18 protein-coding genes and 1 pseudogene are annotated in these 24,177 nt (G+C 70.6%); 7 read left to right on the forward strand and 12 right to left on the reverse strand.

Translation table 11 applies throughout. The features are described from left to right. Positions 1 to 98 precede the first annotated feature (98 nt). From ACIP6N_RS05830 to ACIP6N_RS05845, 4 genes are read right to left on the reverse strand one after another with little or no spacing between them, the layout of a single operon-like run. Positions 99 to 1,790 (reverse strand): glycoside hydrolase family 13 protein, encoded by a 1,692-nt coding sequence (locus ACIP6N_RS05830; protein ID WP_401813180.1) that lies wholly within the window; start codon positions 1,788 to 1,790, stop codon positions 99 to 101. A gap of 32 nt (positions 1,791 to 1,822) precedes the next feature. Next, positions 1,823 to 2,725, reverse strand: a complete 903-nt coding sequence (locus tag ACIP6N_RS05835) for a sugar ABC transporter permease (RefSeq protein ID WP_401813182.1) — start codon at positions 2,723 to 2,725, stop codon at positions 1,823 to 1,825. Then, on the reverse strand, positions 2,722 to 3,747 hold the full coding sequence (locus tag ACIP6N_RS05840) for a carbohydrate ABC transporter permease (protein ID WP_401813183.1): 1,026 nt from the start codon (positions 3,745 to 3,747) through the stop codon (positions 2,722 to 2,724). Before ACIP6N_RS05840 ends, ACIP6N_RS05835 begins: the two co-directional genes overlap by 4 nt. Before the next feature lie 19 nt (positions 3,748 to 3,766). Beyond that, the gene (locus tag ACIP6N_RS05845; protein ID WP_401813185.1) at positions 3,767 to 5,041 is read right to left on the reverse strand and encodes an extracellular solute-binding protein; all 1,275 of its coding nucleotides are present in this window, start codon (positions 5,039 to 5,041) and stop codon (positions 3,767 to 3,769) included. Between the two features lie 246 nt (positions 5,042 to 5,287). Here ACIP6N_RS05845 and ACIP6N_RS05850 point away from each other — a divergent pair, with 246 nt between their 5' ends. Beyond that, positions 5,288 to 6,343 (forward strand): LacI family DNA-binding transcriptional regulator, encoded by a 1,056-nt coding sequence (locus tag ACIP6N_RS05850; RefSeq protein WP_401813186.1) that lies wholly within the window; start codon positions 5,288 to 5,290, stop codon positions 6,341 to 6,343. Between the two features lie 74 nt (positions 6,344 to 6,417). Beyond that, complete coding sequence (locus ACIP6N_RS05855; RefSeq protein ID WP_401813187.1) at positions 6,418 to 7,329, forward strand: phosphatase PAP2 family protein; 912 nt, start codon at positions 6,418 to 6,420, stop codon at positions 7,327 to 7,329. 108 nt (positions 7,330 to 7,437) lie between these two features. Here ACIP6N_RS05855 and ACIP6N_RS05860 read toward each other — a convergent pair whose 3' ends face one another. From ACIP6N_RS05860 to ACIP6N_RS05875, 4 genes and pseudogenes are all read right to left on the reverse strand, one after another. Then, positions 7,438 to 10,449: a bifunctional [glutamine synthetase] adenylyltransferase/[glutamine synthetase]-adenylyl-L-tyrosine phosphorylase gene (locus ACIP6N_RS05860; protein WP_401813189.1), complete on the reverse strand. Its 3,012-nt coding sequence runs from the start codon at positions 10,447 to 10,449 to the stop codon at positions 7,438 to 7,440. Positions 10,450 to 10,646: 197 nt separating this feature from the next. Further along, on the reverse strand, positions 10,647 to 11,708 hold the full coding sequence (locus ACIP6N_RS05865) for a LuxR C-terminal-related transcriptional regulator (protein WP_401813190.1): 1,062 nt from the start codon (positions 11,706 to 11,708) through the stop codon (positions 10,647 to 10,649). A gap of 153 nt (positions 11,709 to 11,861) precedes the next feature. Next, positions 11,862 to 13,223, reverse strand: a complete 1,362-nt coding sequence (locus ACIP6N_RS05870) for a glutamine synthetase family protein (protein WP_401813192.1) — start codon at positions 13,221 to 13,223, stop codon at positions 11,862 to 11,864. A gap of 449 nt (positions 13,224 to 13,672) precedes the next feature. Continuing rightward, positions 13,673 to 14,164 (reverse strand): annotated as a pseudogene (locus ACIP6N_RS05875) (MarR family winged helix-turn-helix transcriptional regulator); the annotation flags it as partial. Between the two features lie 172 nt (positions 14,165 to 14,336). On the opposite strand from ACIP6N_RS05875, the gene ACIP6N_RS05880 reads away from it, so the two are divergent. The 5 genes from ACIP6N_RS05880 (at position 14,337) to ACIP6N_RS05900 (ending at position 18,854) form a co-directional block, all read left to right on the forward strand. Continuing rightward, positions 14,337 to 14,753, forward strand: a complete 417-nt coding sequence (locus ACIP6N_RS05880) for a hypothetical protein (RefSeq protein WP_401813194.1) — start codon at positions 14,337 to 14,339, stop codon at positions 14,751 to 14,753. 228 nt (positions 14,754 to 14,981) lie between these two features. Further along, positions 14,982 to 15,632 (forward strand): DUF3105 domain-containing protein, encoded by a 651-nt coding sequence (locus ACIP6N_RS05885; RefSeq protein ID WP_401813195.1) that lies wholly within the window; start codon positions 14,982 to 14,984, stop codon positions 15,630 to 15,632. A 20-nt stretch (positions 15,633 to 15,652) separates the two neighbouring features. Then, positions 15,653 to 16,309, forward strand: a complete 657-nt coding sequence (locus ACIP6N_RS05890) for a DUF305 domain-containing protein (RefSeq protein ID WP_401813196.1) — start codon at positions 15,653 to 15,655, stop codon at positions 16,307 to 16,309. Between the two features lie 204 nt (positions 16,310 to 16,513). Continuing rightward, complete coding sequence (locus ACIP6N_RS05895) at positions 16,514 to 16,933, forward strand: CBS domain-containing protein (RefSeq protein ID WP_401813198.1); 420 nt, start codon at positions 16,514 to 16,516, stop codon at positions 16,931 to 16,933. Positions 16,934 to 17,093: 160 nt separating this feature from the next. Beyond that, a complete protein-coding gene (locus ACIP6N_RS05900; RefSeq protein ID WP_401813199.1) occupies positions 17,094 to 18,854 on the forward strand; it encodes an NAD+ synthase in 1,761 nt (586 codons plus the stop codon). Here ACIP6N_RS05900 and ACIP6N_RS05905 read toward each other — a convergent pair. The 4 genes from ACIP6N_RS05905 to ACIP6N_RS05920 all read right to left on the reverse strand — a co-directional run bounded on the left by ACIP6N_RS05905 (position 18,820) and on the right by ACIP6N_RS05920 (position 24,055). Continuing rightward, on the reverse strand, positions 18,820 to 20,088 hold the full coding sequence (locus ACIP6N_RS05905; protein ID WP_401813201.1) for an MFS transporter: 1,269 nt from the start codon (positions 20,086 to 20,088) through the stop codon (positions 18,820 to 18,822). The two genes, ACIP6N_RS05900 and ACIP6N_RS05905, sit on opposite strands and share 35 nt — an antisense overlap. Before the next feature lie 149 nt (positions 20,089 to 20,237). After that, the gene (locus tag ACIP6N_RS05910) at positions 20,238 to 21,275 is read right to left on the reverse strand and encodes an endonuclease/exonuclease/phosphatase family protein (RefSeq protein ID WP_401813203.1); all 1,038 of its coding nucleotides are present in this window, start codon (positions 21,273 to 21,275) and stop codon (positions 20,238 to 20,240) included. Between the two features lie 317 nt (positions 21,276 to 21,592). Beyond that, on the reverse strand, positions 21,593 to 22,198 hold the full coding sequence (locus ACIP6N_RS05915) for a TetR/AcrR family transcriptional regulator (RefSeq protein WP_401813205.1): 606 nt from the start codon (positions 22,196 to 22,198) through the stop codon (positions 21,593 to 21,595). A 210-nt stretch (positions 22,199 to 22,408) separates the two neighbouring features. Next, entirely contained in the window at positions 22,409 to 24,055 is a 1,647-nt protein-coding gene (locus ACIP6N_RS05920) for an MFS transporter (RefSeq protein ID WP_401813207.1), read from the reverse strand. Between the last annotated feature and the right edge of the window lie 122 nt (positions 24,056 to 24,177).

Genomic DNA, 24,177 nt, shown 5'->3' on the forward strand with positions numbered 1-24,177 from the left:
CGGGTGAGCCGTGCGGTTGAGCTGTGCGGGTGAGCTGTGCGGGTGAGCTGTGCGGGTGAGCGGATGAACGGGTGGTGCGACGACAGCGGTGGGGACGGTCAGACCGCCCACCACGCCGTCGTGTCCGGGGGCAGGTCCGTGTCGGCGCCGTTCTCCGTCACGGGACCACTCGCCAGCAGCAGACGGCCGTGCGCGCCGATCCGTACGGCGGTGCCGGTCGTGTTGACGGTGCACACGAAGCCGGGGCGGGCGAAGACGAGGACGCCCTCGGGCGCGTCCAGCCACTCCACCGAGGATCCGGCCCCGAGCCCCGGCTGCCGCCTGCGCACGGCCAGCGCCGACCGGTACAGCTCCAGGGTCGAGCCGGGGTCGCCGGTCTGCGCCTCGACGCTCAGCTCCGCCCAGCCGGCCGGCTGCGGCAGCCAGCTGCCTCCGGCGCCGAAGCCGTACGACTCCCCCGCTCGCGTCCAGGGGATCGGCACCCGGCAGCCGTCGCGGAAGCCGTCCTGACCGTCCGCCCGGAAGAACGACGGGTCCTGCCTGGCCTCGTCCGGCAGGTCGGTGACGTCCGGGAGGCCCAGCTCCTCGCCCTGGTAGAGGTACGCGGAGCCGGGCAGCGCGAGCATCAGCAGCGTCGCCGCGCGGGCCCGGCGCAGGCCGAGTACGCGGTCGCCGGCCTCCCTGGTCTGGGTGCCGACGCCGGGCGGGCCGGCGAAGCGGGTGGCGTGCCGGGTCACGTCGTGGTTGGAGAGCACCCAGGTGGCGGGGGCACCGACGGGACGCATCGCGGCGAGCGAGGTCTCGATGACCTCGCGCAGCGCGGGTCCGTCCCACGAGGTGCTGAGATATTGGAAGTTGAAGGCCTGGTGCAGTTCGTCGGGGCGTACGTAGTGGGCGGTGCGCTCGACGGTCGGTGTCCACGCCTCGGCGACGGCGATGCGGTCGCCCGCGTACGCGTCGAGGACCTGGCGCCAGCTCCGGTAGATCTCGTGCACACCGTCCTGGTCGAAGAACGGCATGATGTCGTTGCCGAGCAGCCTGAGTTTCCCGCCGCCGATGTCGGGCAGGCCCGGCGCCTTGACGAGGCCGTGGGCGACGTCGATGCGGAAGCCGTCGACGCCCAGGTCCAGCCAGAAGCGCAGGATGGACCTGAACTCCTCGGCGACCGCGGGGTGTTCCCAGTTGAAGTCGGGCTGCTCGGGCGCGAAAAGGTGCAGGTACCAGTCGCCCGGGGTACCGTCCGGATCGGTCGTCCGGGTCCAGGCGGGGCCGCCGAAGACGGACGGCCAGTCGTTGGGCGGGAGTTCACCGCCGTCGCCCTTGCCGGGCCTGAAGTGGTAGCGCTCCCGCATCGGCGAGCCGGGTCCCTCCTCGATGGCGCGCCTGAACCACGTGTGCTGCTCGGAGGAGTGGTTCGGTACGACGTCGACGATGACGCGCAGCCCCAGCCCGTGGGCGTCCGCGATCAGCGCCTGCGCGGCGGGCAGGGTGCCGAACATCGGGTCGATGGCGCGGTAGTCGGCCACGTCGTAGCCCGCGTCCGCCTGCGGTGACGCGTAGAACGGGCTGAGCCATACGGCGTCGACGCCCAGCTCCTTGAGGTACGGGAGGCGGTCGCGTACCCCGTCGAGGTCACCCATTCCGTCGCCGTTGCCGTCGGCGAAGCTGCGTGGGTAGACCTGGTAGATCACCGCGTCCTGCCACCATCCGGTGCGGTGGCCCGGGGTTTCCGTGTGGCCGCCGGAGGCGGCGGTGGTACCGGTGCGAGGGGCAGCGAGATGCTGGGTCATGTCGTCCCTGAGGTGCTGGAGTTGGGGCGTGGTCAGCCCTTGACGGCGCCGGCGGACATGCCGGTGACGAGATGGCGCTGGGCGAAGAGGAAGACGAGTCCGGCAGGGACGGCGATGAGCACGGAAGCCGCGGTCATCGGACCCCACTGGGCGCCGTACTGGTTGACGAACTTCTGGAGCCCGCCCGCGAGGGTCAGGTTCTCGTCGCCCACCATGAAGGCGGAGGCGTAGGCGACTTCGCCCCACGCGGTGATGAAGGAGTAGAACGCGGTGACCGCGAGACCCGGTTTGGCGAGCGGCAGGATCAGCCGCCAGAAGGCACCGAACGGGCCGAGGCCGTCGACCTGCCCCGACTCGTCCAGCTCCCGGGGAATGGTGTCGAAGAAGCCCTTCATCATCCAGGCGCAGAACGGCACGGCGATGGTGAGGTAGGTGATCACCAGCCCCGCCGACCTGTTGAGCAGCCCGAGGCCCGCCATGATGTTGTAGATCGGCACGATGAGCACGGCGACCGGGAACATCTGGGTGATCAGCAGCGTCCACATCAGCCCGCGCTTTCCGGGGAACCGGAAGCGGCTGACGGCGTAGCCGGTGGTGGCGGCGACGAAGACGCCGAGGAGGGTGGTGCAGCCCGCGATGATCAGCGAGTTGCCGAACCAGGTGAGGAACGGGGTGTCCCGCAGCAGCCCGGTGTAGTTCTCGAACGTCGGGTCCTTGAAGAAGTCCGTGGTCGTCGCGTAGCTCGCCGGTTTGAGCGAGGTCAGCAGGACCCACAGCACCGGGAAGACCGCGATCACGGACGCCGTGATCAGCGTGGCGTGCAGCGCGATCGAGGCGAGCGGTGAACGCCGTTGGCGGCGGCTGACGTTCGGCACCTGAGGCGCGTCGGACGCTGGACGCGCCGGTTCCCGGCGCGTTGTCCCGGTGAGGGTCACCAGACATCTCCCTGCTTGCGGAGGACCCGCCGGTAGACCACGGCGAAGAGCATCAGGAGGACGAGGATCAGCACGCCCCAGGTGGACGACTGGGCGAAGTCGCGCGGGCTGATCTCGAAGGAGAACTTGTACGCCTGTGTCACCAGGATCTGGGTGGCCTCGCCGGGCCCGCCCCGGGTCAGCAGGAAGATCACCGGGAACATGTTGAAGGTCCAGATGGTGGAGAGCAGGATCACCGTGGTGCTGACGGAGCGCAGCCCCGGCATCGTGATGTGGCAGAAACGCTGCCAGGCGTTCGCGCCGTCCATCTCGGCGGCCTCGTACAACTCCCCCGGGACGGACTGGAGTCCGCCGAGCAGGGCGACCATCATGAACGGCACACCGAGCCAGATGTTGACGGCGATGACGGAGAATTTCGCCCAGGTCGGGTCGTTGAGCCAGGGCACGGGGTCGAATCCGCCGCCCGCGAGGATCTTGTTGAGGAAGCCGCGGTCCTCGTTGTAGAGGAAGCGCCAGGCGAAGACGGAGACGAAGCCGGGCACGGCCCAGGGCAGGATCAGCAGCAGCCGGTAGAACGAACGGCCCGCGATCCTGCGGTTGAGGATGTTCGCCAGCGCGAGGCCGAGCGCGAAGGTGACGCTGACGCAGCAGACCGTCCACACCAGGGTCCAGCCGAGTGTGGCCAGGAACTGGTCGCCCGTCAGCGCGTCGGCGTAGTTGTCGAGGCCGACGAACTTGTAGGTGGCGGGCAGGTGGTTGACGCCGATGCTGCGTTCGACGTTGCGCTCGTTGGCGTCGGTGAGCGACAGGTAGACGCCCCGTACCAGGGGGTATCCGATGATCGCGCCGATCACGACGACGACGGGGGCGACCATCGCCCAGGCGTACCAGTGGACCGACAGGGCCCGCCCGAACCCGCCGCCCCGGGCGCCGCCGGACGTGCTGCCCGTACGGCGGCCCCGGCCGCGGGCGGTGTCGCCGCCCGCGGCTTCGGCCTCCGGCCGGGTGGTGTGGACGGCCATCAGCCGGCCTGCCTTCCTGTCACTTCCAGCCCTTGAGGAGCTTGCGGTACGAGTCGCCGGTGGCCCTGACGCCCTTTTCCGGGGTGGTCTGGCCGGTGAGGACCTTGGTGTACTCGGTCACCAGCGGCGCGAACAGGCTGCCGGTCTCCGGGATCCAGGGGCGCTCGACGGCCTTGTCGACCACGGGCTTGAAGAAGCCGACGACGTTGTTGTCCGCGACCTCCGGGCTCGCGTAGACCGACGTACGGGTCGGCAGCAGGCTCAGCTCCTTGGCGACCTTGGCCTGGCTCTCCGGGGACGTCATGTACTCGGTGAAGGCGTAGGACGCGTCGAGGTTCTTGGACCCCGCGTAGACCGCGAGGTTGTGGCCGCCCTGCGGGGCGCCCTGGCCCGCGGATCCGGCCGGTACGGGCGCGATGCCGAGGTTGGCCCTGTTCTTGAACTCCGCGCCGCCGTAGGTGTCGGTGATGGCCCACGGGCCGTTGATCATCATCGCGACCTTGCCGTCCTTGAAGGCGGCCTGCATGTTCTCGAAGCCGTCCGTGGCGTCGGTCTCGGCGGCGCCGGAGTCGACGAGGTCCTTGACGACGGTCATCGCCCTGACGCCCGCCGCGTTGTCGACGGTGACGGTCTTCGTCTTGGCGTCGACGAGGTTGCCGCCCTCGCCGTAGAGGAACGACAGGAACCAGTACGCGTCGTCGCCGCGCAAGTAGAGGCCGGTCTTCCCGGTCTTGTCCTTGATCTGCTTCGAGACGGTCTTCAGTTCGGCGACGGTTTTCGGTACCTGGACCCCGGCCTCCTGGAAGATCTTCTTGTTGTAGAAGATGCCCATGGAGTCGATGACTTGAGGCACCGCGTACGTCTTGCCGCCGTACTTGGTGGAGGCGGCCGCCTGCGGCAGGAAGTCCTTCTCGTTCTTGAGCGCGGGCGTGCCGTCGAGAGGGGCGAGATATCCGAGGTCGGCGAACTCCGGGGTCCAGGCGACCTCGGAGCGGATCACGTCCGGCGCGCCGGCGTTCGCCTGCGCCGCGTTCTTGAACTTGTTCTGGGCCTCGCCGAACGGCACGTTCACGTACGTGACATCGACCTTCGGGTGGACCTTCTCGAAGTCCTCGGCGAGCTGCTTGAAGACCTTGTCCTCGCTGCCCACGGTCGAGGTGTCCCACCAGGTCACCTTGCCGGAAAGCTCGCCGCCCGGCCCGGCGCTCCCGCCTGACTCGTCGTCACTGCCGCAGGCGGTCGCCGCGAGCGCCAGGATCGCGGCAAGGGCGGTGACCGTTATGCCACGTCGCATCCGAACTCCTTCACGTGCCGTACCGCTCCGTTGCGGTGCCGGGTCGGACGTGAAGGTAACAGCGATGCAAGAAACCGGAAAGACCTTGCGGAAGATTTCCGCAAGGTGACCGCACACCCTTGTGGCGGCCAAGAGTTGACGACCTGTTCGAACGGGCGGAGTCTGCAAGTTCTTGCACGGACCCGTCATCGCGCGGGGCCCGCGCCCGGTGGGCAATCCGCCGGACGCCCGGTACAGTCCACTTCCATGACCGCACGGCTTGCCGACATCGCATCCCAGGCGGGGGTCAGCGAAGCGACGGTCAGCCGCGTACTGAACGGCAAGCCCGGGGTAGCCGCGGCCACCCGTGAATCCGTTCTCGCGGCGCTCGACGTCCTCGGGTACGAGCGTCCCGTACGGCTGCGCAGACGCAGCGCGGGACTGGTCGGCCTGATCACCCCCGAGCTGGAGAATCCCATCTTCCCGGCCCTGGCGCAGGTCATCGGCCAGGCGCTGGCCAGGCAGGGCTACACGCCCGTACTGGCGACGCAGACGCCCGGCGGATCGACGGAGGACGAGCTGACCGAGATGCTGGTCGAGCGGGACGTCTCCGGCATCATCTTCGTCTCGGGGCTGCACGCGGACACGTCGGCCGACATGCGGCGCTACGAGCGGCTGCGGGCGCAGGGCGTGCCGTTCGTCCTCGTCGACGGCTTCTCGCCACACGTGCGGGCGCCGTTCATCTCGCCCGACGACCGCGCCGCGATGCGCCTGGCCGTGACCCACCTCGTCTCGCTCGGCCACCACCGGATCGGGCTCGCGGTGGGCCCCCGGCGCTTCGTGCCCGTGCTGCGCAAGATCGAGGGTTTCCGCAGCACCGTACGGGAACTGCTCGACCTCTCGGAGGACGAGACCGGCGAGCTGATCCAGCAGTCACTTTTCACCCTTGAGGGTGGGCAGGCGGCCGCCTCCGCGCTCATCGCGCGCGGCTGTACGGCGGTGGTGTGCGCCAGCGACATGATGGCGCTCGGCGCGATCAGGGCGGCGCGCGACCACGGACTCGCCGTGCCGCGCGACCTGTCGGTGGTCGGATTCGACGATTCGCCTCTCATAGCCTTCACCGATCCGCCGCTGACGACGATCCGCAAGCCGGTACCCTCGATGGGCCAGGCCGCGGTCCGTACACTGCTCGAAGAGATAGGCGGAACACCCGCCCCGCACAGCGAATTCGTTTTCATGCCGGAGCTGGTGGTCAGGGGTTCGACCGCTTCGGGCCCCGGCCCCGGCACCGCGGGCGGCACCGGGCACACAAATCGCCCGTAGGGCGGAGAGAACGCGCCGGGGACCCGACCGGGGGATGACCGGCCGGGGGCGGCTGTCTGGCAAACTCTCTCGGTATGGGCGAATTGACCGTGAAGACCCAGGTAAGCCGCAGAGCCACCCCGTCCCCCCGCACGGACGAGCCGGCTCAGAGGTCTGACGTGTCCGGCACACCGGACAGCTCCGGCAGCACAGTCGTCGCGACGACCCGCCGACCCCTGTGGCAGCGGCTCAGGTCGCCACACCGCCCGCACTTCTGGTTCGAAATCGCGCTGATCGGGGTGAGTTACTGGGTCTACTCACTGATCCGCAACGCCGTTCCCGAGCAGCGGGTCGAGGCGCTGAACAACGCCGCCTGGATCTGGCACGCCGAGCGGACCGCGGGGCTGGGTTTCGAACTGGCTGTCAACCACGCGGTGGACTCGGTGCCCTGGCTGATCGTGGCGATGAACTACTACTACGCGACGCTGCACTTCATCGTGACCATCGGCGTACTGGTCTGGCTCTACCGCCGCCATCCGGGCCGGTACGCGGCGGCGCGTCTCGTCATCTTCGCGACCACCGCCGTGGCGCTGCTCGGCTACTACCTCTTTCCGCTGGCGCCGCCCCGGCTGATGCGCGGGACGCGTTTCATCGACACGGTGGCGGTCCATCAGACGTGGGGTTCCCTGTCCTCGGGCAATCTGAAGAGCGTGTCGAACCAGTACGCGGCCATGCCGTCGATGCACATCGGCTGGTCGCTGTGGTGCGGACTGACCATTTTCGCGCTGGCCTCCGCGCCCTGGGCGAAGATCCTCGGCCTGCTCTATCCGGCGGTCACCCTGCTGGTGATCGTGTCCACCGCGAACCACTTCTGGCTGGACGCGGTGGGCGGCATGGTCTGCCTGGCGTTCGGTTTCGCGGTCTCGTACGCGTGGTACGACTCACTGCCTTACCAGCTCCCGCAGTACGTGTCCCGGTCCCGGCGAAGGCGCCCGGCCACGGCCTGAGGCGTGCGGCCCCGGCACGTTCCCGGAGTCTCCCGGAGCGCCCCGCCTCTGCCTGGGCGTTCCCGGGGCCCGCGCAGCCCCAACGCACCGCGCGTCCCCCGGCGCCCCTCACGAGGCGCCGTAGAACACCGCCTCCATCACCGCGCGCGCCCTGCGCGTCGTACGGCGGTAGTCGTCCAGCATGTCGCCCACGTGCCCCGGCTCGTAGCCCAGGTAGCGCCCCATCGCGCCCAGTTCGCGCCCGTCGGACGGGAACGTGTCGCCGGCCCGGCCGCGTACCAGCATCACGCCGTTGCGCACCCTGGTCGCCAGGACCCAGGCCTCGTCCAGGATCCTGGCCTCCTCGGCGGAGAGCAGCCCGGCCTCGCCCGCCGCCGCCAGTGCCGCGCGGGTCCTGGTGGTGCGCAGGCGCGGCTCCGCCCAGCCGTGCCGCATCTGGAGCAGCTGGACGGTCCACTCGACGTCGGAGAGACCGCCCCGGCCCAGCTTGGTGTGCAGGGTCGGGTCGGCGCCCTTCGGCATCCGTTCGGTCTCCATCCGGGCCTTGAGGAGCCGGATGTCGCGTACGGCGTCCTCGCTCAGCCCCTCCCTCGGGTACCGCAGCGGATCGACCAGTTCGACGAAGCGGCGGCCGAGGTCCGCGTTGCCCGCCATCGGCTCCGCCCGCAGCAGCGCCTGGCTCTCCCAGGCCAGGGACCAGCGGCGGTAGTACGCGGCGTACGAGGCGAGCGTGCGCACCACCGGGCCGCTCTTGCCCTCCGGACGCAGATCCGCGTCGATCACCAACGGCGGCTCTGCGGTGGGCACTTGGAGGAGCCTGCGCATCTCGGCGACCACGTCGGAGGCGGCCCGCGAGGCTTCCTGTTCGTCCACGCCCTCGCGCGGCTCGTGCACGAACAGCACGTCCGCGTCAGAGGCGTAACCCATCTCGTGGCCGCCGAAGCGGCCCATGCCGATGACGGCGAACCGGGTGGGGAGCGTGTCGCCCCACCGGCCGCGTACGGCGGCCCGCAGAGCGCCCGCGAGCGTGGCCGCGTTCAGGTCGGTGAGCGCGTTCCCGACCCGGTCGACCAGCGCGCCGGCGTCTCCTTCCGCGGGCTTCTCCTCCGTACCGTACGAGCCGATGATGTCGGCCGCGGTGGTGCGGAACAGCTCCCTGCGGCGCACACCGCGGGCCGAGGCGACCGCGCCCTCGCCGGTCTCCGCGCGGCCGACCGCCGCGATCACCTCCTGCTCCAGCGGCTGTCGGGCGCGCGGCCGCAGCCCCGTCGGATCGCCGAGGATCGACACCGCCTCCGGCGCGCGCAGCAGCAGATCGGGGGCGAGCCTGCCCGCGGACAGCACCCGGGCCAGGTTCTCGGCGGCGGCGCCTTCGTCGCGCAGCAGCCGCAGGTACCACGGCGTCTTGCCGAGCGCGTCGGACACCTTGCGGAAGCCGAGCAGTCCGGCGTCCGGATCGGCCGAGTCCGCGAACCAGCCGAGCAGGACGGGCAGCAGCGTCCGCTGGATCGCCGCTTTGCGGGTCACGCCGGACGACAGCGCCTCCAGATGCCGCAGCGCGGCGACGGGGTCGGCGTAGCCGAGGGCCGCGAGACGCTGTCCCGCCGCCTTCGTGCTGAGCCGGATCTCGCCGGGGGCGAGCTGGGCGACGGAGTCGAGCAGCGGCCGGTAGAACAGCTTCTCGTGCAGCCGCCGTACGGCGGAAGCGTGCCGTTTCCAGGCCTTGTTCAGCTCGGCGACGGGGTCCACCCGTATCCCCAGCGAACGTCCGAGACGCCGCAGATCGGCCTCGTCCTCGGGCACCATGTGCGTGCGCCGCAGCCGGTAGAGCTGGATGTGGTGCTCCATCGAGCGCAGGAAGCGGTACGCCTCGTCGAGCTGCGCCGCGTCCGTCCGTCCCACATAACCGCCCGCGGCGAGCGCGGCGAGCGCTTCGAGCGTCGACCCGCTGCGCAGTGAGGAGTCGCTGCGGCCGTGCACCAACTGGAGCAGCTGTACGGCGAATTCGACGTCCCGCAGGCCGCCGGGGCCGAGCTTCAGCTCGCGGTCGGCCTGCCCGGCGGGGATGTTGTCGACCACCCGGCGGCGCATCTTCTGCACGTCGGGGACGAAGTGTTCACGTTCCGCTGCCTGCCACACCAGCGGCGACACGGCGTCGATGTAGCGCGCGCCGAGCCCCGGATCCCCGGCCACCGGGCGGGCCTTGAGCAGCGCCTGGAACTCCCAGGTCTTCGCCCACCGCTGGTAGTAGGCGAGATGGCTGCTGAGCGTCCGTACGAGCGGTCCGTTGCGGCCCTCGGGGCGCAGGTTGGCGTCGACGGGCCAGATGGTGCCCTCGATGTCCGTCTCGGAGCAGATCCGCATCAGATGCGCGGCGAGCCGGGTCGCGGCCTGGATGGCGGGACGGCTCTCCTCGGGATCGTCGTCCGCGCCGCCCTCCGGGGTGGCGCCGACGAAGATCACGTCCACGTCCGAGACGTAATTCAGCTCGTGGCCGCCGGTTTTGCCCATCGCGATGACCGCGAGCCGGCACGCGTCCGCGTCCTCGGGCGCGGCGGCGGAGGCGATCGCGAGCGCGGCGCGCAGGGTGGCGGTCGCGAGGTCGGCCAGTTCGGCGGCGGACTGGGCGAGATCCGTCGTACCGCAGACGTCCCTGGCCACGATGGACAGCAGACAGCGGCGGTAGGCGATGCGCAGGGCGACGGGGTCGGTGGCGTCGGCGAGGCCGCGCTCGAACTCGGCGACCCCCGGGTGCAGGTCCGCCAACTCGTAGGTGACCAGCACCTGCCAGTCCTGTGGATGCCTGATCAGGTGGTCGCCCAGCGCCTCCGACGCGCCGAGCACCCCGAGCAGCCGGTCCCGCAGGGGTTTCGCGGTGAGCACGGTGTCCAGCAGGATCTGCCGCTCGTCGGATTCCTGCGCCTCCAGCAGCCGGACGAACGAGCGCAGCGCGAGATCGGGGTCGGCGGTGGCGCCGAACGCTTCGAGGATCAGCGCGTCGGTGCGTACGACGGCCATCTCCGGCGCGTCGAGGAACCGCTCCGCGGTCGAGGGGTCCGTGAACCCGTGCCGGAGCAGACGGGTGAACGTGCTGCTCCTGCGTCCCAGCGGCGCTGTCATCAGTCCACTCTCCCTCCGGCCGTGTCCGATCAAGGTCCGGAACCGAGACTAACCGGAGGACGCCGCTGGGAAACGGCCGCGTGGGTGACGTTCGCCGGGATGTGCGCCGATGAGTCCCGGCGGGCCGCGCTGGCCGCCTTCCCGGTGCAGGTCTTCGGGATCATGGGCGAGGGGGCGGGGACCGCCCACCCGCCGCGTCAGGTCCGGCCCACCCAGCCGCGTTCGTGGGCGAGCAGCGCGATCTGGAAGCGTGTGCGGGCGCCGAGTACGTCCGCCGTCTCGCTGATGTGTTTCTGGATGGTCCGGCGGCTGAGCCCGAGCGCGTGGCCGATCGCGCCGTCCGTCAGTCCGGCGGCCATGAGGTCCAGGATGTCGCGGGTGCGGCCGCCCGGACCGTCCCGCTCGCTCCGCGCGCGCTCGGGGAGCGGCTGCCCGTCCGTACGGCCCAGATAGAGCGGCGTCGCGCGCTCCCACACACTCTCGAAGAGCGCCCTGAGCGCTTCCAGCAGCGGGGAGGCGTGCACGATGACGGATCCGGCGGCGGGATCCTCCTTGCGCAGCGGGATGATGCCCGCGGTCTCGTCGAAGACGACCAGTTTCATGGGGAGCCCGGGAAGCAGCCGGAGCAGGCCGCCCATGGCCGTACCGCGCAGGGCGGTCCGCAGGGAGGTCTCGTCGGTGAATCCGTCGCTGTCGTAGACGGAGCGGAACCGGAGGCCTTCCGGCAGATCCGGCTCGGGTCCGGGGGCGTCGCTCAGGCCGTCGCTCTCTTCGGCGACGGGGGCGGGGAGATTCAGGTACGGGGGCTTGGCGAGGTGCAGCACCTCGTGCTCGCTGGAGGCCAGCAGCTGGGCGTAGCGCGCGGCGACCTGCTCCGCGCTCTCGACGATCTCGAAGAGGTCCGAGGAGACGCGCCGGGCCGGCACCGAGCGGTAGACCTCTTGCAGCTGCTCCACGTACTGCTCCGTGCGGGCCAGCTCCTGTCTTCGTCTGGCCAGTAACGCCCCGAGCGTCGAACGCGGCGGCCCCGCGGCCCAGCACGTGGGAAGGCTCCCGGTCCGCACCACCAGGTCCTCGGCCTCCAGCGCGCCCAGCGCCTCGCCGATCGCCTCGGCGGGTGAGCCGAGGGCGGCGGCTATCTCGTCCCGCGTCAGCACCGGCCGCCCGATCAGATACTCCAGGACCCGCCCGGTGAGCGGAGGCAGCCCGACCGCCTCCCATGCCGCGTCGGACGACGAACGCACAGCGTCCGGTCTCACAGCGTCTCCCCCCTGTGGGCACGTGGGGCTGATCGTACGGAATCGAACAGCCCCGGACGAGAGCGCCTGACGCACCACACGCCGAGGCCGGCCGCATCCCGCGACCGGCCAGGACCCGTTCGGTGACGCGCTTGCCGCGCCGCTCCCCCGCGCCTACAACACCGGGAGGTTCTTACGCAGTTCGAACGCGGTGACCTCGCTCCGGTACTCCTCCCACTCCTGCTTCTTGTTGCGGAGGAAGAAGTCGAAGACGTGCTCGCCCAGCGTCTCCGCGACCAGTTCGCTGCGCTCCATCAGGGAGATCGCCTCGCCGAGGTTCTGCGGCAGCGGTTCGATGCCCATCGCGCGGCGTTCGCCGTCGGAGAGCGCCCATACGTCGTCGTCGGCGCCCGGGGGGAGTTCGTAGCCCTCCTCGATGCCCTTGAGGCCCGCGGCGAGCAGCACCGCGTACGTCAGGTAGGGGTTGGCGCCCGAGTCGATGGAGCGGACCTCGACGCGCGCGGAGCCGGTCTTGCCCGGCTTGTACATCGGGACGCGGATCAGCGCGGAGCGGTTGTTGTGGCCCCAGCAGATGTACGAGGGCGCCTCGCCGCCGGAGCCGGCCGTGCGGCTGGAGCCGCCCCAGATGCGCTTGTACGAGTTGACCCACTGGTTGGTGACGGCCGAGATCTCCGCCGCGTGCTTGAGCAGGCCCGCGATGAACGACTGGCCGACCTTGGAGAGTTGGTACTCGGCGCCCGACTCGTAGAAGGCGTTGCGGTCTCCCTCGAAGAGGGAGAGGTGGGTGTGCATGCCGGAGCCGGGGTATTCCGAGAACGGCTTCGGCATGAAGGTGGCCTGGACGCCCTGTTCCAGCGCGACCTGCTTCATGACGAGACGGAACGTCATCACGTTGTCGGCGGTGGAGAGCGCGTCCGCGTACCGCAGATCGATCTCCTGCTGTCCCGGCGCACCCTCGTGGTGGCTGAACTCCACGGAGATGCCCATGGATTCGAGCATGGTGATCGCCTGGCGGCGGAAGTCCATGCCGACGTTCTGCGGAGTGTGGTCGAAATAGCCGGAGTTGTCGGCGGGGGTCGGGACGCTGCCGTCCAGCGGCTTGTCCTTGAGCAGGAAGAACTCGATCTCGGGGTGGGTGTAGAAGGTGAATCCCAGGTCGGAGCACTTGGCGAGCATCCGCTTGAGAACGTAGCGGGGGTCCGCGAAGGACGGCGAGCCGTCGGGCATCAGGATGTCGCAGAACATCCGGGCCGTACCGGGCGCCTCCGCGCGCCAGGGCAGGATCTGGAAGGTGCCCGGATCGGGCTTGGCGATCATGTCGGACTCGTAGACCCGGGCGAATCCCTCGATCGCCGAGCCGTCGAAGCCCATGCCCTCGTCGAAGGCCTGCTCCAGTTCGGCGGGCGCCACGGCGACCGACTTCAGGAAGCCGAGCACATCGGTGAACCAGAGCCGTACGAAGCGGATGTCGCGCTCCTCGAGCGTGCGGAGCACGAATTCCTGCTGCTTATCCATTTCCACCCATCCTTGCTGGTCAGGCCACCTGCTCCCATGCCACGGACCACACCGGGCACACGAGCATCCCACCACACGATTTCCGGCGCGTTGCAAACCGTTGTCCAACGCTCCGCACCGGGTGGATGTACGGGGTCTCCCGCCCATAGTGCCTGGCCGCAGGGGGTCGGCGTAACTACCCGGCACCGGCGGGCCCGGTGATCGACAGGGCGGGCCGCCGATTTCCCACCCGGCTGGACCGGTGGCGACCGCGCGGCGGCTCAGGGGCGCGGGAGCGAGCCGCCGTCCGGCCGTTCGCGGCGGCCTTCCCGGGGCGGTTTCGGGGGCCGCTCCTCGTGTTGTTCGCGGGACGGTTTCCGGGGCTGCTCACAAGGCTCTTGCCCCGGCTCGTTCCCGGGCTCCCGCCGTGGCCGCTCGGCGGGCTCGGTGTCCTGGGGACGGCCTCCGAGGTACGGTTCCGCCTCCTCGCCCGGGGCGGTCGGCTCCCCGCCCGCCTCGGTGAACGCGGTCAGCGCGGCCACCAGGTCCGAGCGCTGACCGGGGGTCAGCCGCTCGACGATGGCGGTGATCTCGCGGCGGCGCGCGGCCGTGACGTCGTCGACGACACCGCGGCCTTCGGGGGTCAGCCTCAGCATCGTCTCGCGCCGGTTGTCCGGGTTGCTCTGCCGGTCGGCGAGGCCGGCGGCGATCAGCCGGTCCAGCATGCGCATGGCGGTCGAGGGGTTAACCCCCAGCCGCTCCGCCACCTCCACCAGCTTGGCGTCGCCGTGCGTGGCCAGCACGACCAGCAGCCGGAACTGCGGCAGGGTGACCCGGTCGGCGACCGCCGCCAGGGAGCGCGTGGACACGGCGAGCAGCAGCCGCGACGCGGTGAGCACCGCCCCCGTCACCGCTTCGATGTCCACCGCGTCCGGTGGGCGCGATCGCGCGTACTCGGCCATGCCTCTTTGTACCGCGCCCCCGGCCGGACCGTACCCGCCGCACCGGGCCCCTCGGAGACGGATCGCGGAGACGGATCGCGACGAGGCCACGTCCGGCGTCCGGGAGGGATCCTGGCCGGGAAAGAGACTCCTACTGCTGCATCCGGGGCAGTACGGACTACGATCTGCGCCTGTGGGGGGACCGCGTCGGCTGCGCCGCATACGCATCACGCGTCCCACGGCACTGCTGAGTGCCGTGGCGACGCTGTTCGCCATACTCGTCATCTGCGCCGGGCCCGACCAGGCCCATCCACTGAACGGCGGCGGCGCAACGGTCGCCGCGTCCCTCAAGAACGTCACAGGCGTCACGAGCCTCGCCACCGAGCCGACGGCCCAGGCGCGCTACAGCTGTCCGTACGACGACGGCGACTGCCGCCTCTTCCCGCGGCTGAGCCCTGCCGTCCTCACCGTACCGCCGCCGACCGCGCCGCTCGCCGCCGCTGCGCAGCTCCCGCGCCCCGGACCGCCGCCTTCCGGCGGCCGGGTGGCCGGGCCGGAGGCGGTCGCCCGCGCGCCCGATCTTCACGTCCTCCAAGTACTGCGGACCTAGGCCCTGTCCGGCGGATCTTCGCGGGCCCGGAACGCCTGGCACGGCACCTCGCCGCGTTGTCGGAGCCATCCAAGTACGTCCAGTACGAGAATGCTCCTCCGCCTTGCGATGCACCGCACCAGACGCCCCGGGCTCGTCCACGAAGATCCGCCGGACAGGACCTGGACCGCGTCAGAGAAGTCCCGTTTTCGCAGCAATCCGCAGACTTACACACAGAGGACACACATCATGGCTTCCAGGTCCCAGACCGCCGAGCGCAAGGCCCGAATAGACGAGATGCGGCGCGTCGAGCACGCACGTGAGCGGCGCAACCGCATCATCACCATCACCGCGAGCGCCGTCGTCGTCGTGGCGCTCGTCGGATTCGGCGCCTTCGTGCTCAATCAGGAGTCCGACAAGAAGGACGAGCAGGCGGCCGCCGCCAAGGCGCCGGTCAAGGGCGAGAAGTCCTGGGACGCGAAGAAGCTCGGCCGCAACCACGTCACCGAGCAGGTCAAGTACCCGATGAAGCCGCCGGTGGGCGGTGACCACAACCAGGTCTGGATGAACTGCGACGGCGACGTCTACAAGGACGCGGTCCCGGACGTCAACGCGGTTCACTCGCTGGAGCACGGCTCGGTGTGGGTCACGTACAACGACAAGGCCTCGGACGCCGATGTGAAGGCGCTCGGCGACCGGGTGAAGAAGACCCCGTACTCGCTGATGAGCCCGTACAAGGACCAGACCGGCTCGATCATGCTGAGTGCCTGGGGCAAGCAGGTCACGGTGGACAGCGCCACCGACCCGCGTGTCGACCAGTTCTTCACGAAGTACGTACAGGGTCCGCAGACCCCTGAGCCCGGCGCGGCGTGCACGGGCGGAATGGACGCCCCCCAGTGAGCGGGGCCGCGGGCCGCACCATGAGCCGCACCAACTGGGCGGCGATCGCCGCCATCGTGCTGGCGCTGCTCTTCGCCGGTACGGCCACGGTGATAGCGGCGGGCCGCGACGACGGCCGGACCGGCCCCCGTACCCCTGTCGCGACCTCGGCGGACGCGGGCTTCGCCCGTGACATGGCGGTCCATCACCAGCAGGCGGTGGAGATGTCCTTCATCGTGCGGGACAGCACGGACGACGAGGACGTGCGCCGTCTCGCGTACGACATCGCCAACACCCAGGCCAACCAGCGCGGGATGCTGATGGGGTGGCTGGACATGTGGGGGCTGCCGAAGACCCAGGCCGATCAGGAACCGATGGCCTGGATGCCGATGGACATGCAGATGAAGCCGGGCGAGGCCATGCACCAGGCCCACGACGGCTCGCTGATGCCCGGCATGGCGACCAATACGGAGCTGGAGCGGTTGCGCGCCGCGCGCGGCAAGCAGGCCGAGATCCTGTACCTCCAGCTGATGACCGACCACCACAAGGGTGGCGTGATGATGGCCCAGGCGTGCGCGAAGCTCTGCGTGCCGGGCACGGAGCGTGATCTTGCCCAGGGCATGGTCACCGCTCAGCAGTCGGAGATCGGGCTGATGGCGGACCTGCTGAAGGAGCGGGGCGCGAAGCCTCGCGGCTGACGGCGGGCGATGACGGCCACGCGGGCCGTGGGCTCCGGGAGAGGTACGTTCCGGAGCCCACGGCCCGCGGCCTTTCCCGCCCTGCCCCCGGGCGTCGGCCCGGTATCGCCTCACCCGTTCGGCCTATAAAGGTCGCGTCGCCCGAACGGCCCAGTGACGATGGGTGGGCTCGGGGCCGACCGCATTCCAGGAGGCACGAACATCATGACGACAGCCAAGGACATCATGCACGCGGGCGCCCACTGGATCCCCGCGCACGAAACCCTCGACCGCGCCGCCCAGCTGATGCGGGAGCTGGATGTGGGCGCGCTCCCCATCGCCGACGAGTCGGAGCGGCTGGCCGGGCTCCTCACCGACCGCGACATCGTCATCGGCTGCATAGCGATGGGCCACGACCCGTCGAAGGTCACCGCGGGCGAGATGGCCCAGGGCACACCGCGCTGGATCGACGCGGGCGCCGATATCGACGACGTGCTCCAGGAGATGCAGAGCCACCAGATCCGCCGGATTCCGGTGCTGGAGAAGAAGCGGCTGATCGGCATGATCAGCGAGGCCGACCTCGCGCACCATCTCTCGGACGCGCAGCTCGGGACGTGGCTGGAGGAGGTCTACGCCCCGCGCTGATCCCCGGGCGGGCGCACGCCCGGAGCGAAACCGGCCGAAAGGTGACACCTGGGCTCAGGGCAAGGTCAAGGCCGCGTGTGGGCGGGGTGTGGGACGAGTGGGTCGGCCCACACCCCGCCGCCAAAGACATCGTGTCAGAAAGACGATTACACTGGCGGGCGTGCCTCAACTACGTCTTGCCCTGAATCAAATCGACTCGACCGTCGGCGATCTGACCGCCAACGCCGAGGCGATCGTGCACTGGACCAAGCGCGCCGCCGAGCAGGGAGCGCATATCGCCGCGTTCCCCGAGATGGTGCTCACCGGTTACCCCGTCGAGGACCTGGCCCTGCGGTCGTCCTTCGTCGAGGCGTCCCGGTCCGCCCTGCGCGCGCTCGCGGCTCGGCTCGATGCGGAGGGATACGGCGAGCTGCCGGTGATCGTCGGGTATCTCGACCGTTCCGAAAAGGCCGTGGCCCGGTACGGCCAGCCCGTCGGCGCGCCGCTGAACGCGGCTTCCGTGCTGTACAGGGGCGAGCTCGTCCTGAGCTTCGCCAAGCACCACCTGCCCAACTACGGCGTCTTCGACGAGTTCCGGTACTTCCTGCCGGGCAACACCATGCCGGTCCTGCGGGTCCACGGCGTGGACGTCGCGCTCGCGATCTGTGAGGACCTGTGGCAGGAGGGCGGCCGGGTGCCCGCCGCCCGCTCCGCCGGGGCCGGGCTGCTGATCTCCATCAACGCGTCCCCGTACGAGCGCGCGAAGGACGACACCCGTCTGGAGCTGGTGCGCAAGCGCGCCCGGGAGGCCGGCTGCACCACCGCGTATCTCGCGATGGCGGGCGGCCAGGACGAGCTGGTCTTCGACGGTGACTCGATCGTCGTCGGCAAGGACGGCGACGTGATCGCCCGCGCGCCGCAGTTCACCGAGACGAGCGTGATCCTGGACCTCGACCTGCCGGCCGCGGCGGCCGAGCCGCCGACCGGTGTCGTGGACGACGGGCTGCTGATCGACCGGGTCGTCCTCTCCGAGGAGCCGCTGCCCGCGTACGAGCCCACCATGACCGGCACCCACGCCGACCACCTGGAGGACGACGAGGAGGTGTACTCGGCGCTGGTCGCGGGCCTGCGCGCGTACGCGGTCAAGAACGGCTTCGGGTCCGTCCTGATCGGCCTGTCCGGCGGCATCGACTCCGCGCTCGTCGCGGCCATCGCCTGTGACGCGCTCGGCGCCGAGAACGTGTACGGCGTCTCGATGCCGTCCAAGTACTCCTCGGACCACTCCCGGGACGACGCGGCGGAACTGGCCCGCCGTACCGGGCTCAACTACCGCACGGTGGCCATCGAGCCGATGTTCGACGCGTACATGGGCTCGCTGGGTCTGACCGGTCTCGCGGAGGAGAACCTCCAGTCGCGGCTGCGCGGTACGACGCTGATGGCGATCTCCAACCAGGAGGGCCAGATCGTGCTGGCGCCGGGCAACAAGTCCGAGCTGGCGGTGGGCTATTCGACGCTGTACGGCGACTCCGTCGGCGCGTACGGCCCGATCAAGGACGTCTACAAGACGTCCGTCTTCCGGCTCGCGCGCTGGCGCAACCGCTCGGCGGAGGAGCGCGGCGAGACCCCGCCGATCCCCGAGGCGTCCATCTCCAAGCCGCCGAGCGCCGAACTGCGCCCCGGCCAGGTCGACACGGACTCGCTGCCCGACTACGACGTCCTGGACCGGATCCTGGAGATGTACGTCGACCGCGACCGGAGCAAGGACGCGATCGTCAAGGCGGGCTTCGACGACGAGCTGGTGACGCGGACGCTCCGGATGGTGGACACCGCGGAGTACAAGCGCCGCCAGTACCCGCCGGGCACCAAGATCTCGGCGAAGGGCTTCGGCAAGGACCGGCGGCTGCCGATCACGAACCGCTGGCAGGAGACGGCGACGGACTGACGCCCCCGGGCGCCGGTTCCCTCTGCTCCTTCGTACGGGGGCCTTCCGCGACGACGCGGGAGGCCCCCGCCGCCGTACCCGGGCCGCCGCGGCCCGGCCGGTCGAGGAGGCCCGCCGTCACGGCGATCCCCAGCCCGGTCACCGCGAGCACCGCGCCGACGAGCGTCGGTGACATCCAGCCCCAGCCCGCCGCGATCGCCGCGCCGCCGAGCCACGCGCCACCGGCGTTGGCGAGGTTGAAGGCCGAGTGGTTGGAGGCGGAGGCGAGCGTGGGGGCGTCCTTGGCCTTGGTCATGACGAGCATCTGGAGCGGGGTGGTGGCCATGAAGCCGACCGCACCGATCACCGCCACCGTCAGCAGCGCCGCCCACTGCACGTGCACGGTGAAGCGGAAGGCGACCAGCACCACGGCGAGGGTGCCGAGCGAGCCGTACAGCGTGGGCCGCAGCGCCCGGTCGGTCAGCGGCCCGGCCACCAGCGCGCCGAGTGTCATGCCGATGCCGAAGAGCGCGAGGACCAGCGTCACCGACGACTCGCCGAGACCCATGACCTCGGTGGTCATCGAGGCGAGGTACGAGTAGACCGCGAAGACCCCGCCGAAGCCGAAGACCGCCGTGGCGAGCCCGAGCAGGACCTGACGGCCACCGAGCGCGCGCAGTTCACTGCGGACGTTCTGGTGCGCGTCGACGGGTACGTACGGGATGAGCCGCGCGAGCGCGGTGAGCGCCAGCAGCCCGATCACGGTGACGACGAGGAACGTGGCGCGCCAGCCCAGGTGCTGGCCGAGGAGCGTGGCCGCGGGTACGCCGATGATGTTGGCGACGGTGAGGCCGAGGAACATCGTCGCGACTGCCCTGGCCTGCCGGCCCTCGCGGACCAGCCGGGCGGCGACGACGGCACCGACCCCGAAGAAGGCGCCGTGCGGAAGCCCCGCGAGCACCCGGCCGGCCAGCAGCCAGCCGAAGTCGGGCGCGAGCGCGGAGGCGAAGTTGCCGACGGTGAAGAGGGCCATCAGCAGCAGGAGCATCCGCTTGCGCGGAACGCGCGAGCCGAAGGCGGTCAGCAGCGGGGCGCCGATGACCACGCCGAGCGCGTACGCCGAGACGAGATAGCCGGCGGTGGGGACGGACGTGCCCAGGTCGTCGGCGACGTTCGGCAGCAGACCCATCATGACGAACTCGGTCGTGCCGATGCCGAACGCGCTGACGGCGAGCGCGAGCAGGGCCAAGGGCATGGAGAGAGACCTTTCACGTGGCGGCGTCCGCACAGTAAGTGCCCGTGCGAAACAAAGCCTCTCAGACGGTTTGTTCCGGCAGATGAACGCCGGGTTGCACAACCGGTCGCACGGCCGGGCCCGGCACGCTCAGCGCGGGGATACGCGTGTCAGCGCAGGGACACGCGCGCCGCGACCGGCAGATGGTCGCTGGGCGTCCTCGGCAGTGTCCAGGACGCGGTCGGCTCCACGCCCTTGACCATGATCTGGTCGATTCGCGCCATCGGGAACGCGGCCGGCCAGCTGAATCCGTACCCGTTGCCCGCCGCGCCCTGGGTGGAGCGCATCTGGGACGTGACGGCGTTGAGCGAGCGGTCGTTCATCGTGCCGTTCAGATCGCCCAGCAGGACCACCTTGCCCAGCGGGTCGTCGGCGATGGCCTCGCCGAGCGCGTCGGCGCTGTTGTCCCGCTGGTTGGCGGTGAACCCGGCGTGCACCTCGACCCGTACCGACGGCAGGTGCGCCACGTACACGGAGACCTGTCCGGCCGGGCTGGACACCGTGGAGCGCATCGCGCGCACCCAGCCCATCTTCGTGTCGACGGGCCGGGTGCCGCTCATCGGGTACTTGCTCCAGAGCCCCACCGTGCCCTGGACCGAGTGGTACTTGTACGTCCCGGCCAGCTCCCTCACGTACGTCGGGACGGCGCTCGCCTTCAGCTCCTCCAGCGCCACGACATCCGCTCCGGAGCGGGCCACATCGCGTGCGGTGCCCACCGGATCGGGGTTGTCGGCGTTGACGTTGTGGGTGGCGACGGTGAGGTCCCCGGCGCCGCCCGACTTCTCGCTGAGCAGCCCGCCGAAGAGGTTCAGCCAGACAACGGCGGGCAGCAGCACGGCGATCAGCGCGGTGGCCGAACGGCGCACGAGGGCCAGAACGAGGATCACCGGGACGCACAGCCCGAACCAGGGCAGGAAGGTCTCGACCAGACTGCCCAAGTTGCCGATCCTGTTGGGGATCTGGGCGTGCAGGAACATCAACAGGGCTACCAGCACGGCGATCACCGCGAGGATGATCCCGCGCCGCCAGAGACCACCGTCCCGGCGCCAGCCGTCGAGGAGGGTGCGCACGCGGGACCGCGCAGGCCGGGGTTCCGGCCGGGGCTCTCCGCCTGCCGTGACCGACTCCGCCGTGTACTCCTGGGTCATGTCCGCTGCCCTCACTGCCTTGCCGTGCCACACCCGCTCGCCCACGACCCCCGGATGTGTCTTCAGAGGATCGTCCCGCTCGGCCGGACGCCTCTTCGGTGACACACCCTAGTGCCCCTCCCACGGCGATATGCGCGCGTTTCCCGCCGCGCGGGACGGGCCGTACTGCCACCAGGACGTACGTGGCGGGGTGATGGGTTCCCGGTTCCCGGCAAAGGACGGGCGGCTGTGACACACGACGCAGTGGCCCGCTCGGGCGCGGCGGCCGGTGGCGGCTGCTGCTTCGGAGAGGACCGCCCGGCGGATTCCCGCGGGTTCTACCGGGGCGCCAGGCCCTGGAGTACCGCGCGGACGATCCGCTCGGCAAGGTCGTCGGGCAGCGGCGCGTCGGAGTGGTGCAGGGTGCGCAGGAGCATGGGGCCCACCACCAGATCGTTCATCATCTCGACGTCCAGGTCGTCGCGGAACTCACCGTCGGCGACACCGCGCCTGATCAGCTCCGCCGTGACCCGACGGCGGGGCAGGATGACCGTCCTGCGGTACTCGGCCCAGAGTTTGGGGTGGCTCTTCATCTCGGCGAACACGTTGTGCAGCAGGGCCGAGGAGCGCTGGGCGAGGCCGCGCCTGCGCATCGTCTCCAGTACGGCGACGAGATCGTCGAGCGCCGAGGTGCCGGGCAGGCGGGGATCAGGCGGTTCGATCTCCCGCAGGACGTCGACGAAAAGTTCCTCCTTGCCCGGCCAGCGCCGGTAGATGGTGGCCTTGCCGACGCCCGCCGTGCGGGCGATGCGTTCGATCGAGAGGGCGCCGAGCGGCACCCCCTCCTCCAGCAGGGTCACGGCCGCGTCCAGGATCGCCCGCTCGGCCGCCTCACTGCGTGGCCTGCCGCGCCGGTGTTCCTTCTCGTGACCCTGCTCCCGCACCCGCTCCACCTCTCGCCGCCCCGTTCACCGCGTCCGTACCGCGCCCTGACCGCGCCGGTCGCGTGCCGGGGCCCGTCCGCGGCCCGATTCTCGTACACGGCGGAGGCGGCCGCTCCCGGAGGACCGCCCGGAGCGGCCGGGGCTGCCCTCACGAGCGGCCCGCGCTGCCCCGGAGCGGCCCTGGGCGCCTCCGCGGGGCCGGGGACCACGTCAGCCTCGTACCGCTTCGCCCTTCCGGCCCTCACCGTCCGCCGTGCCCGGGTTCGCGGGCGCGCCGCCGGGCCCTTCGGCCTTGGCCGACCGTGCCAGGCGCGGCATGAACAGCGCGACCACCACCGCGCCGACCACGGCGACACCGGCCGAGCCGAGCGCGGTGACATGCATGGCGTGCAGGAAGGCGTCGTGCGCCGAGGTGATGAGCGGACCGCCGGCCGGACCCAGCTTTCCCGCGACGGCGAGGGTCGCCTCGATCGACTCCCCCGCCGCGTCCCGCGCGCCGGCGGGCAGCGCGCCGAGGTGCGACTCGATGTCACCGCGGTACGTGGCGGACAGCACGGAGCCCAGTACGGCGACGCCCAGCGCTCCGCCGACCTGGCGGAAGGTGTTGTTGATGGCGGAGCCGGAACCGGCCTTCTCCCGGGGCAGCGCCTGCATGACGGCGACCGTCACCGGCGGCATGATGTGCGCCATCCCGCTGCCCTGGACGAAGAAGACCAGGCACAGCACCCACAGCGGGGTGGTGGCGCTGAAGAAGGCGAACGCGGCGAGTCCCGCCGCGACCAGCACCATGCCCGCCGTGCAGACGGCACGGGCGCCGAACCGGTCGACCACCAGCCTGGCGCGCGGCGCGAAGAGCATCTGCGCGACGGCGAGCGGCAGGATCAGCAGCCCCGACTGGAGCGCGCTGTAGCCGCGCACGCTCTGGAGGTAGAAGGCCGAGAAGAACGTGACGCCCATCAGCGCGAAGAAGACGAGCGCGACCGCGGCGACCGCGGCCGAGAAGGCCGGCTTCTTGAAGTAGGTGACGTCGAGCGCCGGATGGCTGCTGCGCTTCTCGTGCCAGACGAAGCCGGCGAGGACGACCAGGCCGCCGAGCAGCGGGAGCAGCGAGGACGGATCGGTGAAGTCGGCCAGTTCGCCGCCCTGGATGATGCCGTACACCAGCAGGACGAGACCGACGACGGAGAGCAGCACGCCCAGCGGGTCGACGCGGCCGGGCCTCGGGTCCCTGGAGTCCGGTACGAGCAGCACCATCGCGACCAGCGCGACGATCGCGACCGGGACGTTGACCAGGAAGATCGAGCCCCACCAGAAGTGTTCGAGCAGCAGTCCGCCGGTGATGGGACCGATCGCGATGGCGAGGCCCACGCTGCCCGCCCAGATGCCGATGGCCTTGGGCTGCTCGTCGCGCTCGAAGACGTTCATCAGGACGGCGAGTGTGGCGGGCATCACGAACGCGGCGCCGAAGCCCATCAGGGCCCGGTAGCCGATGAGTTCGGCCGGCGATCCGGACATCGCGGCGAGCGCGGAGCCGATGCCGAAGACGGCGATGCCGAAGAGCAGCACCTTCTTGCGGCCGATCCGGTCGCCGAGGAGGCCCGCGGTGAAGAGCAGTCCCGCGAAGACGAGGGTGTAGGAGTTGATCGCCCACTCCAACTCGCTCTGGGTGGCGCCGATCCCGGCGGGCGCGGGGGCGGCGATCGTCTTGACCGCCACGTTCAGGATCGAGTTGTCCAGTACGACGATGAGCAGGCTGAACATCAGCACGGCCAGGATGGCCCAGCGGCGCCTGTGGACGGCTTCGGGTATGCGCGGAACGGCGGGTGCGGCGGCAGGGGCGCCGGACGGAGTGGACATGGCACACACGCTAGACCGATTTCGATACGAGACCGTCTCGTATTTGAAAGTCTTTACCGAGTGTCCTCCCGCCGTATCTCTCCCCGCCCTGCCGCCCCCACTTCCCGCCGACCCCTTGGAGG

The organism is Streptomyces sp. NPDC088725 (genome assembly GCF_044751305.1).
Classification (GTDB): domain Bacteria; phylum Actinomycetota; class Actinomycetes; order Streptomycetales; family Streptomycetaceae; genus Streptomyces.

Excerpts from the sequence above, each read along its gene's own strand:
- ACIP6N_RS05830 (WP_401813180.1), bottom strand. The coding sequence starts at position 1,790 with ATGACCCAGCATCTCGCTGCCCCTCGCACCGGTACCACCGCCGCCTCC.
- ACIP6N_RS05840 (WP_401813183.1), bottom strand. The coding sequence starts at position 3,747 with ATGGCCGTCCACACCACCCGGCCGGAGGCCGAAGCCGCGGGCGGCGAC.
- ACIP6N_RS05845 (WP_401813185.1), bottom strand. The coding sequence starts at position 5,041 with ATGCGACGTGGCATAACGGTCACCGCCCTTGCCGCGATCCTGGCGCTC.
- ACIP6N_RS05850 (WP_401813186.1), top strand. The coding sequence starts at position 5,288 with ATGACCGCACGGCTTGCCGACATCGCATCCCAGGCGGGGGTCAGCGAA.
- ACIP6N_RS05855 (WP_401813187.1), top strand. The coding sequence starts at position 6,418 with ATGGGCGAATTGACCGTGAAGACCCAGGTAAGCCGCAGAGCCACCCCG.
- ACIP6N_RS05860 (WP_401813189.1), bottom strand. The coding sequence starts at position 10,449 with ATGACAGCGCCGCTGGGACGCAGGAGCAGCACGTTCACCCGTCTGCTC.
- ACIP6N_RS05870 (WP_401813192.1), bottom strand. The coding sequence starts at position 13,223 with ATGGATAAGCAGCAGGAATTCGTGCTCCGCACGCTCGAGGAGCGCGAC.
- ACIP6N_RS05885 (WP_401813195.1), top strand. The coding sequence starts at position 14,982 with ATGGCTTCCAGGTCCCAGACCGCCGAGCGCAAGGCCCGAATAGACGAG.
- ACIP6N_RS05890 (WP_401813196.1), top strand. The coding sequence starts at position 15,653 with ATGAGCCGCACCAACTGGGCGGCGATCGCCGCCATCGTGCTGGCGCTG.
- ACIP6N_RS05895 (WP_401813198.1), top strand. The coding sequence starts at position 16,514 with ATGACGACAGCCAAGGACATCATGCACGCGGGCGCCCACTGGATCCCC.
- ACIP6N_RS05905 (WP_401813201.1), bottom strand. The coding sequence starts at position 20,088 with ATGCCCTTGGCCCTGCTCGCGCTCGCCGTCAGCGCGTTCGGCATCGGC.
- ACIP6N_RS05910 (WP_401813203.1), bottom strand. The coding sequence starts at position 21,275 with ATGACCCAGGAGTACACGGCGGAGTCGGTCACGGCAGGCGGAGAGCCC.
- ACIP6N_RS05920 (WP_401813207.1), bottom strand. The coding sequence starts at position 24,055 with ATGTCCACTCCGTCCGGCGCCCCTGCCGCCGCACCCGCCGTTCCGCGC.